Annotated in this window: 13 protein-coding genes; 12 read left to right on the top strand and 1 reads right to left on the bottom strand. The window is 68.1% G+C overall.

Annotated elements, in window-relative coordinates; genetic code table 11:
- Positions 1-93 precede the first annotated feature (93 nt).
- The 6 genes from RM543_RS07465 to RM543_RS07440 all read left to right on the top strand — a co-directional run bounded on the left by RM543_RS07465 (position 94) and on the right by RM543_RS07440 (position 5,816).
- Complete coding sequence (locus tag RM543_RS07465) at positions 94-951, top strand: TerC family protein (RefSeq protein WP_311690264.1); 858 nt, start codon at positions 94-96, stop codon at positions 949-951.
- A gap of 138 nt (positions 952-1,089) precedes the next feature.
- Entirely contained in the window at positions 1,090-1,299 is a 210-nt protein-coding gene (locus RM543_RS07460) for a hypothetical protein (protein WP_311690263.1), read from the top strand.
- The gene (locus RM543_RS07455; protein WP_311690262.1) at positions 1,299-2,210 is read left to right on the top strand and encodes a 5-bromo-4-chloroindolyl phosphate hydrolysis family protein; all 912 of its coding nucleotides are present in this window, start codon (positions 1,299-1,301) and stop codon (positions 2,208-2,210) included. Before RM543_RS07460 ends, RM543_RS07455 begins: the two co-directional genes overlap by 1 nt.
- A 50-nt stretch (positions 2,211-2,260) precedes the next feature.
- Positions 2,261-3,457, top strand: a complete 1,197-nt coding sequence (locus RM543_RS07450; protein WP_311690261.1) for a toxic anion resistance protein — start codon at positions 2,261-2,263, stop codon at positions 3,455-3,457.
- 7 nt (positions 3,458-3,464) lie between these two features.
- Complete coding sequence (locus RM543_RS07445; protein ID WP_311690260.1) at positions 3,465-4,439, top strand: DUF2927 domain-containing protein; 975 nt, start codon at positions 3,465-3,467, stop codon at positions 4,437-4,439.
- Between the two features lie 165 nt (positions 4,440-4,604).
- Entirely contained in the window at positions 4,605-5,816 is a 1,212-nt protein-coding gene (locus RM543_RS07440; RefSeq protein WP_311690259.1) for an SPFH domain-containing protein, read from the top strand.
- A 41-nt stretch (positions 5,817-5,857) separates the two neighbouring features.
- On the opposite strand, the gene RM543_RS07435 is transcribed toward RM543_RS07440, so the two are convergent.
- Positions 5,858-6,406, bottom strand: coding sequence for a hypothetical protein (locus tag RM543_RS07435; RefSeq protein WP_311690258.1), 549 nt, complete (start codon positions 6,404-6,406; stop codon positions 5,858-5,860).
- Positions 6,407-6,613: 207 nt separating this feature from the next.
- Between RM543_RS07435 and RM543_RS07430 the strand changes: the two genes are divergently transcribed.
- The 6 genes from RM543_RS07430 to RM543_RS07405 all read left to right on the top strand — a co-directional run bounded on the left by RM543_RS07430 (position 6,614) and on the right by RM543_RS07405 (position 12,590).
- Positions 6,614-7,801, top strand: coding sequence for a TFIIB-type zinc ribbon-containing protein (locus RM543_RS07430; RefSeq protein WP_432280442.1), 1,188 nt, complete (start codon positions 6,614-6,616; stop codon positions 7,799-7,801).
- 137 nt (positions 7,802-7,938) lie between these two features.
- On the top strand, positions 7,939-8,616 hold the full coding sequence (locus RM543_RS07425; RefSeq protein WP_311690256.1) for a DUF8692 domain-containing protein: 678 nt from the start codon (positions 7,939-7,941) through the stop codon (positions 8,614-8,616).
- Positions 8,617-8,666: 50 nt separating this feature from the next.
- Positions 8,667-9,596, top strand: a complete 930-nt coding sequence (locus RM543_RS07420) for a carbohydrate kinase family protein (protein ID WP_311690255.1) — start codon at positions 8,667-8,669, stop codon at positions 9,594-9,596.
- On the top strand, positions 9,593-10,039 hold the full coding sequence (gene dtd / locus RM543_RS07415) for a D-aminoacyl-tRNA deacylase (RefSeq protein WP_311690254.1): 447 nt from the start codon (positions 9,593-9,595) through the stop codon (positions 10,037-10,039). The genes RM543_RS07420 and dtd overlap by 4 nt, the downstream gene beginning before the upstream one ends.
- A 177-nt stretch (positions 10,040-10,216) precedes the next feature.
- Positions 10,217-11,644 carry a circularly permuted type 2 ATP-grasp protein gene (locus tag RM543_RS07410; protein WP_432280441.1) on the top strand — a complete coding sequence of 476 codons (1,428 nt, stop codon included), beginning with the start codon at positions 10,217-10,219 and terminating at the stop codon, positions 11,642-11,644.
- A gap of 4 nt (positions 11,645-11,648) precedes the next feature.
- Positions 11,649-12,590 carry an alpha-E domain-containing protein gene (locus RM543_RS07405; RefSeq protein WP_311690253.1) on the top strand — a complete coding sequence of 314 codons (942 nt, stop codon included), beginning with the start codon at positions 11,649-11,651 and terminating at the stop codon, positions 12,588-12,590.
- Positions 12,591-12,593: the final 3 nt, after the last annotated feature.

The following is a 12,593-nucleotide window of genomic DNA, read 5'->3' as shown; positions in this document are numbered from 1 at the left end:
GGCCCACGCCGCGATCACGGCAATGTTGCCCTCGCCGGCCTGCCGTGCCTTTCTGGACCCGACACACCCAATCAGGCGATGACCCTTTTTCCGATGACAGATCTCTTCACGCTCCAAAACGGCGGCAACCTCTTGATGCTGCTCTTCCTTCAGGCGGTGCTCGGCTTCGACAACCTCCTCTACATCTCCATCGAGAGCCAGCGCGCACCGCTCGCGCAGCAGCGCTCGGTGCGATTCTGGGGCATCATCATCGCCGTGACGCTGCGGATCGTCCTGCTGTTCGTGATGATCCAGCTTCTGGGCATGCTGACCGCTCCGTTCTACGTCTTCGACTGGGACGGGATCCTGACCGGCGGCGTGAACTTTGCGACCTGCGTCTTCCTGATCGGCGGCATCTTCATCATGTACACCGCGGTGAAGGAGATCGGTCACATGCTTCGGATCGAGCATCTCGATGTCGATCTCGACAACAAGTCCGGCAAGTCCGCCACGCGCGTCATCATGCTGATCGTGTTCATGAACCTGGTCTTCAGCTTCGATTCGGTGCTGTCGGCGATCGCCATCACCACCGTCTTCCCGGTCCTCGCCGCCGCGATCCTGCTGTCCGGCCTCGCCATGCTCCTGCTGGCGGATTCGGTGACGGCGTTCCTCGAGAAGAACCGCATGTACGAGGTGCTCGGCCTCTTCATCCTGCTGATCGTCGGCGTGGTGCTGATCGGCGAGGCGGGGCCCGCCGCGGCCCATGCCGCGCATGACGACGCGCTTCAGCTGCGGATCTTCGGGTACGAGCTGCTGCCGATGTCCAAGACGACGTTCTACTTCTCGGTGGTCGTCCTCGTGATCGTCGAGGTGGTGCAGTCCGGCTACAAGCGCAAGCTGGAGACGGAGAGCCGCTCCCGTCTCCGCGGCCACAAGCAGAAGTCCCGCATGGAGAGCGGAACCCGGCTCTGAGGGGCTCTGCCCCCGGCCGCCCGGAAAACGGGCGGCCTCCCCCGGGGTATTTCCGGGAAAGGCGAAGGGGGCCTTGGCCGCGCGGATCGGCAGCCCCATCTTGAAGGCCATGAATAACCCAAGCGAGAGGGGTGCGGCGTGCGCTTCGTGATATTTCTCGGCTTCATCGCCCTCGTCGGGGCGGCGCTCCTGCTCGGTATCGTCGCGGCGGGGCGGCTCCTTCTGAGCGCGCGCGATTCGCAGCCGGCCGAGGGGCCGATCGGGAGTGGAACCGTGCAGAAGGTGGCCTTCGGCATCCTGTGGCTCCTCGTTGCCGGCGTCTCCACCGGGCTGATCGGGGCGGAGTGATGGCCGAACGGTTCGGCGGACGCTATTCACCGGGTCCCGGCGGGACGGACAGGCCGCCGCGCGGCGCCGGTCGCCGGATGGCGGACACCCCGGCGCGCACGGGCCCGCGGCGCGGACGCGGCCGGACCAACCTTCTCTATCTCGCGCCGTTGCCGCTCCTCTGGACCGGTCTTGCGTCCTCTCCTCTCGGAATGGCAGCCGATTTCGCGGCCTGCGCCGTGCTCGTCTTCGCGGCCTGGATGCTGTCCGAAGGGCTCGAGGCGGAGCGCGCGTTCCAGGCGCGCAAGATCGCCCGTCGCCCGGCCCTGCCCCGGAAGATCCTCGCCTCGGTCCTCACCGGCGCCGGCGTGGCGCTCGCCGCATTCCCGGCCGAGGCGCCGGCGCTTCTCGGCCCGGCCATCCTCGGCCTCATCGCGACGATCCTGCACGTCACCGCCTTCGGTCTCGACCCCCTGCGGGACAAGGGCATGGGCGGGGCTGTCGGCGCGCAGGCCGACCGGGCGCAGCGGGCCGTCGAGGAAGGCGAAGCGGTCCTGTCGGACATGGAAGCCGCCGCCCGCCGCACCGGCGAGCGCAAGGTCGTCGTCCGCGTGGCCAGCTTCGCCGCCGCCGCCCGGCGCATGTTCCGCACCGTCGAGGAGGATCCGAGGGACCTTGCCGCCGCGCGGCGCTACCTCTCAGTCTACCTCGTCGGCGCACGGGACGCGGCGGTGAAGTACGAAGAGCTGGCCCGCCGCCGGCCCGATCCCGGGGCGCGCGCCGACTTCCTCTCGCTTCTCGACGATCTCGAGGCGAATTTCGCCGCCCGGACGACGAAGCTTCTCGACAGCGACCGGCAGAGCCTCGATATCGAGATCGACGTTCTGAGGGACAGGCTTGCCCGCGAGGGCGTGGACCCCGAGCGGAACTGATCCGCAGGTCCGGCGCTGAAGCGGTGCGGGACAAGTCAAGGAGACCGGAAATGTCGAGGATCAAGGAAAAGGGCCAGGGCGCCGAGACCGCGGCCGGCGACGTCACGAAGGTTGCGCTGCCGGAGCCCTCGCCCGCCAACGCCGTCACACCGATGGCACAGGCCGACCCCGCCGTTTCCGCCGAGATCTCGCGACGGATGGCGGAGATAGACCTGACCGATACCGGTTCCATCGTCTCCTTCGGCGCGGGCGCACAGGGCGAGTTGCAGAGCATCAGCCAGTCCATGCTCGCCGACGTGAAGAGCAAGGATGTCGGCCCCGCTGGCGACAGCCTCCGCAGCATGGTCACGGCCATCAAGGGCTTCTCCGTCACCGAGCTCGATACCCGCCGCAAGCGCACCTTCCTCGAGCGCATCATGGGCCGGGCCGCGCCGTTTGCCCGGTTCATGGGGCGCTTCGAGGACGTTCAGGACCAAATCGACCGGATCACCGATGAGCTTTTGTCCCACGAGCACCGCCTTCTGAAGGACATCAAGGCGCTCGACCTGCTCTACGAGAAGACCCTGGCCTTCTACGACGAGCTGGCCCTCTACATCGCCGCCGGCGAGGAGAAGATCGCCCGGATCGACGCCGAGGACATCCCGGCCAAGGAAGCGGAAGTAAATGCCGCCCCGGAAGACCGCCAGGTCATGCTGGCGCAGGAGCTGAGGGACCTGCGCGCCGCGCGGGACGACCTCGAGCGCCGGGTGCACGACCTGAAGCTGACGCGGCAGGTGACGATGCAGTCCCTGCCCTCGATCCGGCTCGTGCAGGAAAACGACAAGAGCCTCGTCACCAAGATCAATTCGACATTGGTCAACACCGTCCCGCTGTGGGAAACGCAGCTGGCGCAGGCGGTGACGATCCAGCGCTCCAGCGAGGCCGCCGAGGCGGTGAAGGGCGCGAACGACCTGACCAACGATCTACTGCGGTCCAATGCCCAGAACCTTCGGCAGGCCAATTCCGCGATCCGCACCGAGATGGAGCGAGGCGTGTTCGACATCGACGCGGTAAAGGCGGCGAATGCCGATCTCATCGCCACGATCAACGAAAGCCTCGCCATCGCCGACGAGGGCAAGGCCAAACGCGCCGCGGCGGAGAAGGATCTCGTGGAGATGGAGGGCGAGCTGCGGCAGACGCTCGCCTCCGCCCGCTCCCGCCAGACCGGCCCCGGCGACAGCGCCGCCACATCGCTTCCGCCCGGCTGAGAGGATCGTGACCGGGCGCACCCTCCTGCCGCTTCAGCGGATCGGCGCCCTCGCGGCGCTGGCGCTCCTGTGTGCCTGCACGGAGCCGCCGGAGGATGCGATGCGAACCGCGCCCGCGGCGACCTCCCCGCGTCCCGAGGCGCGAGAGGAGGCGAAGCCCGACCTTCCCGTCTCGACGGAGGACCTTCGCCTCGCCGCCTACTACAATCGCGTCCAGACCACCCTCAAGTCGCAGGGGCTTCTGCGCACAGATGGCGGCGGGCCGGACACGCCGCGCAGCGCCTTTCGCCTGACGGAGGACTTCGTCCGCGTCGCGCTCTATTCCGAGTATCGCTTCCTCAGCACCGGCCTCGTGCCTGAGGAGACCGCGTCCCGCCTGCACCGCTGGGACGTGCCCGTGCGCATCCGCCTGACTGTGGGGGATGGCGTACCGGCGCGGAAACGGGCGCAGGACCACAAGTCCCTCTCGGACCTCGTTCCGCGGCTGGCCGCCGCCACCGGCCACCCCGTGTCCGTCACGACAGGGTCCAACGCAAATTTCGACGTGCTGATCCTGACGGAAACGGAGCGCCGGTCCTCGGGCGCGCTCCTGCGCAACCTCGTGCCGGGCCTCTCCAGCAGCACCACGCGGGAAATCGAGAACCTGGCGCGGGAGACATACTGCGTCGTGTTCGCCTTCGCGGACGGTCCCTCGGCGCCCTACAATCGCGCCGTTGCCGTGATCCGGGCGGAGCATCCCGACCTTCTGCGGACGTCCTGCATTCACGAAGAGGTCACCCAGGGGCTCGGCCTTGCCAATGACAGCCCCACCGCCCGGCCCTCGATCTTCAACGATGACGAGGAATTCGCGCTGCTGACCCGGCATGACGAGGACATGCTGAGGATCCTGTACGACCCGCGCCTGCGGATCGGCATGGCGGAGCCGGAGGCACGCCCCATCGTGAAGCGGATCGCCGAGGGCTTGTTCGCCACCGGCAGCTGAGCCGCCCCGCTCACCGTCCCTGACCACACACCCCAGAAGAAGACCGCGGCCCGCAGGCTTTGCCCTTCGCGAGTGGCGCAAGGTCCCCTTTTGAGGATATACTTGCCGCAGCGCGCCCGTACCCGGGCACACCTGACAACCACGTCACGAGACGGATCGCATCCCATGGGCATTTTCGACTTCCTGTCCGGCCAGTTCATCGACGTCATCCACTGGACCAGCGACACCCGCGACACGCTGGTCTGGCGGTTCGAGCGCGAGGGGCACGAGATCAAGTACGGCGCCAAGCTCACCGTCCGGGAGGGCCAGTCGGCGGTGTTCGTGCACGAAGGGCAGCTTGCGGACGTCTTCAGCCCCGGTCTCTACATGCTCGAGACCAACAACATGCCGATCATGACCACGCTCCAGCACTGGTCCCACGGCTTCAAGTCGCCGTTCAAGGCGGAGGTCTACTTCGTCTCGACGAACCGCTTCACCGATCTGAAGTGGGGCACCAAGAACCCGGTGATGCTGCGCGATCCCGAATTCGGGCCGACGCGGATCCGCGCCTTCGGGACCTACGCCATCAAGGTCACGGATCCCGGCCTGTTCATGAGCGAGATCGTCGGCACCGACGGCGAGTTCACCATGGACGAGATCAGCTTCCAGATCCGCAACATCATCGTCCAGCAGGCGAGCCAGGTGATGGCGGCCTCCGGCATCCCGGTCCTCGACATGGCCGCGAATACCTCGGACATGGGCAAGATCATCGCCACGGAAGTCTCCAAGGTGCTGGCCGAGTACGGCCTGATCCTGCCCGAATTCTACATCGAGAACATCTCGCTTCCGCCCGCCGTCGAGAAGGCGCTCGACAAGCGGACGTCCATGGGCGTCGTCGGTGATCTCGGGCGGTACACCCAGTACCAGGCCGCCGAGGCGATGGAGCAGGCCGCGCGCAATCCCGGCGGCGGTGGCGGCATGGGCGCCGGTCTCGGCATGGGCATGGGGATGTCCATGGGGAACATGATCATGGGGCAGCCGGGCGGCATGGCCCGCGGACCCTGGGGCGCCATACCGCAATCGTCGCAGGGACAGGCAGGCGGTCATGGCGGTACGCACGCCCATCAGGAGGCGCATCAGCCCCCCGCGCAGGCCGCACCGCCACCGCCTCCCCCGGTGGAGAAGGTCTGGCATATCGCCGAGAACGGGCAGACCCACGGCCCCTACAGCAAGGCCCGTCTCGGGCGGATGGCGCAGGACGGCGGCCTCACCCGTGCCACGCTGGTCTGGACCGCCGGGCAGGATGGCTGGATGCCGGCGGACGACGTGGCCGAACTGGCGCAGCTCTTCACCGTCATGCCACCGCCCCCACCGCCACCGCCGCCTGCTGCGGGCTGAGGCGCCGGGGAGAAGAGAGCGGCGCGCGCCGCCCCTGATGCCTAGCGGAGAGCGGACCGGGGCTCGGGAGCCAGCATCGACAGGAGGGGCGCGGCGCGGCACGCGCCCTCCGGGAAGTCGATCGGAGCATCGGCGCGCAGCGCTGGAAACGGCGTCTGTGGCCGACGCTGGCTTTCGGTGACCAGACGGCCGTCGAGGCAGAGATCCTGCGCTGCATTGCCGATGTTAAATCCGAAACCGCCCGGCCCGCAATCGGTGCCGTACCCGTCCATGTTCCAGGCCTGCGGCATCCGGATCCCCTCGCCCTCGACGACGAAGGCTCCGGCGCCCGGGTCAAAGGTGAGGCGCCAGGTCGTGTCCGGCGTCAGATCGCCGAGGCCCCAGCGGCCGACCTCCTCCTCCCCGGCGAACCCGCGGATGGCGAAGCAGGAAACGTCAGCGCCCGTGACGAGCTCGCCGTCCTGCTCGGGGTAGGACATCGCGCCCTCGAGCCGCCAGTCGCCGGCCCCCTCCCAGTCGAATGTCCAGTAGGCCATGTCCGCCGCGGCTGGGATCGGCAGGAGGAGAAGCGCGAGGCAGAGACGGAGCATGACGATGGCCTGGTCTGGGATCGGCGGCCAGATGGGCCGGGGGGAGGCGCGCCGTCAAGCAGTTGCCCGGCGCGCATCGGCGGCACCGGATGATTGCCGCCGATGCGCGCCGGGCGGCTTGACGCGCTGCGCGGCTGGCGGGAACACTCCCCCCGCGCCGCGGACCGCGCCCTCGATCGGACTTGCGCGCCCGCAGGCCGCGCCCGTATGCCGCCCTCGTATGCCGCAGACCCGAACCGCCGGAGAATTCACGTGCCGCCTCCCCTGCCGCCAGCGCCCGCCACAGACGAAGCGGCCCCCGGAGGGATCGAGAAGCATCGCTTCCCCTGCCCCGCCTGCGGCTCGGACATGCGCTTCCGTCCTGGCGGGATGGAGCTTCTGTGTGACCATTGCGGACACGAGGAGGCGATCGAGGCGCCGGGCGGGGCGCGGCTGGCCGAGGCGCTGCGCGAGCTCGACTTCGCCGAGGCCGCGCGGGGCGGCCTGCCGGAGGCGCAGATGGAGACGACCCGCACCGTCCATTGCGACAGTTGCGGGGCGAATGTCGAACTGGGTGAGGCCGGGACGGCGCGGGAATGTCCGTTCTGCGGCTCCCCCCTCGTGGCGGGCGCCGCGGCGCACCGGCATGTCCGGCCATCCGCCGTCCTGCCCTTCAAGGTCACCGAGGAGGCGGCGCGGCGGCACATGACCGACTGGCTCGGCGGCCTGTGGTTCGCGCCGAACGGGCTGCGGGACTACGCCCGCAAGGGGCGCCGGATGCAGGGGATCTACGTGCCCTACTGGACGTTCGATGCGGCCACCGCGACCCGGTATTCCGGCCAGCGGGGGGACGATTACTGGACCACCGAGCGGCGCGTCCGCAACGGCAAGACGGAGACCGTGCGGGTGCGCAAGACGCGCTGGCGGTCGGTCTCGGGCCATGTCTCCCGCGCTTTCGACGACGTGCTCGTGGTCGCCTCGCGATCCCTGCCGGTGGAGCATACGGACGCGCTCGAGCCGTGGGATCTGGGGGCACTCAGGACCTATCTTCCGGCCTATCTCGCCGGGTTCCGGGCAGAGGGATACTCGGTCCCGATCGAAGAGGGGTTCGGTGTCGCGAAGGGCAAGATGGAGACGGTGATCCGGGGCGATATCCGGAGCGACATCGGCGGGGACCACCAGCGGATCTCCGGCCTGTCGACCGAGCATCGGCAGGTGACGTTCAAGCACATCCTGCTGCCCGTCTGGCTCGCTGCCTACAAGTTCCGCGGCGAGTCCTTCCGGTTCGTGGTCAACGGCCGCACGGGAGAGGTGAAGGGCGAGCGGCCGTGGTCGAAGTGGAAGATCGCATTCGCCGTCCTCGTGGCCGCGATCCTCGCCGGCGTTTTCGCTTACTTCTACGGGACGTACGGCTGAGCCGGGAGAGGGGCGAAGGTGGGGCGGATCGGTCACGCCCCCTGCCGCGGATGCCGCGCCGGGGCTTGCCCGGCCGGTCGGAGGCGCTCAGGTAAGGCGGGTAACAGTTTCATGACACTACCCGCCCGGAGAGCTCCATGGCGCCTGCCGCCCCCTTTCGTTCCCGCTTTTCCGCGAAGTGGGCCACGCTGCTTCTCGCGGCGGATATCGCCCTTATCGCAGTCTTCCTGATCGTCGCCTTCCGCAACGGCGGGGACCTTCCGAACCTCCTCGATATCGAGAAGCAGGACAGCATCGCGTCGTCCTACATCTACGCCAAGTGGCTGGCCGCGGCCGTTGCGCTCCTGATCGCGGCGAAGCGCGGCGCCGGCGAGATGACGAGATCCTTCGGCTACATCTTCCTGATCATCCTTTTCGACGACTCGCTGGAGCTGCACGAGCGGGTCGGCGAATGGGTCGCGACCGGCCTCGGCGTTCCGGCGCTGCCGGGTCTGCGGGTGGAGGATAACGGCGAGTTGATGATCTGGGCGGTCTGGGGCGTGATCGCGGCGCTTCTGCTCTTCCGCGGCTGGCGCCGTGACGGGCCGGAGGGGCGCCGGTTCGGCCTGATCCTGACGGGCCTGATCGGACTTCTCGCCGTCTTCGGCATCCTCGGCGACATGGCCCATGTCGTGGCCGCGCGCGGCGGGATGGACGACAGCGCGGCGGCCATCATCCTCGCCGCCGTCGAGGACGGGGGCGAGCTTCTCGTGGCCTCGCTGATGGTGGCGTTCGCGATCCCGCGCGTTCCGCCCAAGACGCGCGCCTTGCCGTAGGGGCCCGCCTTCGCTAATCGCGACTGCGCGAGTACCAAAAGGGTGATGCGATGATCCTCTGCGCGGGCGAGGCCCTGATCGACATGCTGCCGCGGACGAGCACCGCAGGCGAGGACGCCTTCGCGCCGGTTCCGGGCGGGGCCGTCTTCAACACCGCCATCGCGCTCGGCCGGCTCGGCATCCCTGTGCGCTTCTTCTGCGGCATCTCCCGCGATCTGTTCGGCACCCGGCTCATGGCCGCCCTCGAGGCGAGCGGGGTGGACGCCGCCCCCGCCCTCCGCTCGGACCGGCCGACGACGCTGGCCTTCGTCGAGCTCGTGGACGGACAGGCGCGCTACGCCTTCTACGACGAGGCCTCCGCCGCGCGGCAGATCCGCCAGCGGGACCTTCCGGGGGCGAGGAAGATGGAGGGCGTGGATGCGGTCTTCGTCGGCGGCATCTCCCTCGTGCCGGAGCCGTGCGGCGGGGCGTACGAGGCCCTCGCGAAGCGGGAATCTGGAAAGCGACTGGTGATGCTGGACCCGAATATCCGGCAGAGTTTCATCAAGGAGGAGCGCCCGTTCCGGGACCGCGTCTTTCGCATGATCGCCTCGGCGGATGCGGTGAAGGTCTCGGACGAGGATCTCGAATGGATCCTCGGCCCCGGCGACATCGCGACGCGGGCGGAGCAGATGCTGGCGCTCGGCCCGGATCTCGTCTGCGTCACCCAGGGCTCGAAGGGTGTCACGGCGTATCTTCCGGGACAGGAACACCTCGTCCTCGCGGACCGGGCCCAGGTGGTGGACACGGTGGGCGCCGGTGACACGTTCAACGCAGGGCTCTTGGCGGGGCTTCACAAGGCGGGGCGGCTGTCGCCCGGCGCGCTCAAGCGGATCCCGACGGACGACCTTCTGTCCGCCCTGCGCCTCGGAGCGCGAGCGGCGGCGATCACCGTCTCCCGCGCAGGCGCCAATCCCCCCTGGGCGGACGAGCTGGCATGAGGGCCCTGATCCAGCGCGCCACGGAAGCCGCAGTTGCCGTGGACGGCGAGACGATCGGACAGATCGGGCCGGGCGTCGTCATCCTGATCTGTGCCATGCGGGGGGATACCGAGGCGACCGGTCGGGCGCTGGCCGCGAAGATCGCGAAACTGCGCATCTTCCGCGACGAGGACGGGCGGATGAACCGCTCCCTCCTCGATGCGGGCGGCGCGGCGCTGGTCGTGTCGCAGTTCACGCTCGCAGCCGATACCAGCCGCGGCAATCGGCCGGGGTTCTCCGCCGCCGCGCCGCCGGAGGAGGGCGAGGCGCTCTACCTCTCTTTCGCGGAGGCGCTGAGGGCCGCCGGCATCGAGGTCGCCAAGGGGCGGTTCGGAGCGGATATGGCCGTCTCGCTGGTCAATGACGGGCCGGTGACCATCTGGATGGACACCGACGGGAGCTGATGCCGCGGCGTCATGTGCGGGGTGCGGGGGACCACGGGATCGTGGTGCGCAAGCCATGGAGAACAGGCGTCCGGACCGGGGAATGCTCCCCCTGCCGGGGCGCCGGTTGCGCAGCGCGCCTCACGTTCACCTCACGGCTGCTTGACTTACGTTACAGCGGCGCCATTCTGCTAACCCATGAACAGCGGCCAGAAATTTTTCGACGAGATGCTGGCGGCGGATGGCAGTGCCCGCTCCGCCTACGCCGGATACAGCCATTGGTACGAGGCCGAGGAACTCGCCCGTCTGCGCAAGAAGGCGAGCGAGGCGGAAGGCTTCTTCCGTCGCACCGGCATCACCTTCAACGTCTACGGCGAGACGGAAGCGAGCGAACGGCTCATCCCCTTCGACATCGTCCCGCGCATCCTCTCGGGGCGCGAATGGTCGCGCCTGACGAAGGGCATCGAGCAGCGCGTCCGCGCGATCAACGCGTTCCTGCATGATATCTACCACCGGCAGGAGATCGTCCGCGCCGGCCGGGTGCCGCAATCCCTGATCGAGAACAACGAGGCTTTCGAGCCGAAGATGATCGGCGTGTCGCCCCCGGGCGGTGTCTATACCCACATCGTCGGCGTCGACCTCGTGCGCACTGGGCCGGACGAGTTCTACGTTCTCGAGGACAATGCCCGCACGCCCTCCGGCGTCAGCTACATGCTGGAGAACCGGGAGACGATGCTGCAGATGTTCCCGGAGCTCTTCGGCGCGATCAAGGTGCAGAGCGTCCAGGATTATCCGCTGCGGCTCCGTCGCTCCCTTGCCGCTTGCGCGCCGCCTGCAACGTCCGGAAAGCCGCGCGTGGCGGTGCTGACGCCCGGCATCCACAACTCCGCCTACTACGAGCATTCCTTCCTGGCCGATCACATGGGCGCCGAACTGGTGGAAGGCCACGATCTGCGGGTCGACAATGGCCGCATCGCGATGCGCACGACGAGGGGGTACACGCCGATCGACGTGCTCTATCGCCGGGTGGACGACAATTTCCTGGACCCGCTCAATTTCCGTCCGGACAGCTATCTCGGCGTTCCGGGCATCATGGACATTTACCGAGCGGGGGGCATCACCATCGCCAACGCCCCGGGAACCGGCATCGCCGACGACAAGGCGATCTATTCCTACATGCCCGAGATCGTCGAGTTCTATACCGGCGAGAAGCCGATCCTGAAGAACGTGCCGACGCATCGGTGCTCCGATCCCGAGAGCCTCGCCTACGTGCTCGACAACCTGTCCGAACTCGTCGTCAAGGAGGTCCACGGCTCGGGGGGCTACGGGATGCTGGTCGGCCCGGCGGCCTCCAAGGAGGAGCTGGAGACGTTCCGCGCCAAACTGCAGGCGAAGCCGGGAAACTACATCGCCCAGCCGACGCTCGCGCTGTCGACCGTGCCCATCCTGTCCGAGGCGGGGCTCGCCCCGCGGCATGTCGACCTGCGCCCATTCGTTCTCGTCTCCCCCGACCGGATCGACATCACGCCGGGCGGACTGACCCGCGTGGCGCTGAAGGAGGGCTCGCTCGTGGTCAATTCGAGCCAAGGCGGCGGGACCAAGGACACCTGGGTGCTGGAGGAGTAACGCCATGCTGGGCAAGACAGCCGGCGGACTCTACTGGATGTTCCGCTATCTCGAACGGTCCGAGAACATTTCCCGCCTGATCGAGGCGGGTTTCAGGATCGCACTCACGCGCCCGTCGAGTTCCGAGGACGAGTGGGCCGGCATCATCGATGCCGCGGGCTGCCGCAGGGCTTACGAGGCGCGGCATTCGGAGTTCACGCAAGGGAACGCCATCGACTTCCTGCTGCGCGATCCCGCGAACCAGTCCTGCATCCTCAACGCCATCGAGAATGCGCGCAACAATGCCCGCCTCGTCCGGGTCGCCCTGTCTAGGGAGGTCTGGGAGGCGACGAACGAGTGCTGGATGGAGGTCCGCCAGGCGCTCTCGCAACCGGTGAAGGACAGGGACCTGCCCGAGGTGCTCGCCCTCATCCGCAAGCAGAGCGCTCTCGTGCGCGGCGCCCTCCACGGAACGATGCTGCGCAACGATGTCTTCAACTTCGCCCGCATCGGCACGTTTCTCGAACGGGCGGACAGCACGGCACGTATCCTCGACGTCAAGTATTACGTGCTTCTGCCCTCGGCGAGCCAGATCGGCTCCGCCCTCGACAACGTGCAGTGGGAGAACATCCTGCGCTCGGTCGGCGGAGCGCGGGCCTATCGCTGGCTGAACGGACCGGACATCTCGTCCGCCGGGATCGCGGAATTCCTGATCCTCGACCGGCAGATGCCGCGCTCGCTCATCTTCTGCGCCGAGAACATCGCTGGGAACCTGTCCTACCTCATGCAGCAATACGGCGATCGCCTGACCTGTCACGATTATGCCGACGGCCTCGTCGGGCGGCTCGGCTCCACAGCGATCCAGTCCATCCTCGATGCCGGTCTGCATGAGTTCATCGTCGATTTTCTCGAGACGAACGCGGCGCTCGGGCGGCAGATCGAAACCGAATACCGCTTCTACGGGTAACCA

This window comes from Tropicimonas omnivorans (assembly GCF_031846565.1).
GTDB lineage: Bacteria > Pseudomonadota > Alphaproteobacteria > Rhodobacterales > Rhodobacteraceae > Tropicimonas_B > Tropicimonas_B omnivorans.
The sequence above is the reverse complement of the archived record's forward strand: the minus strand, read 5'-3'. Positions and strand labels throughout refer to the sequence as shown.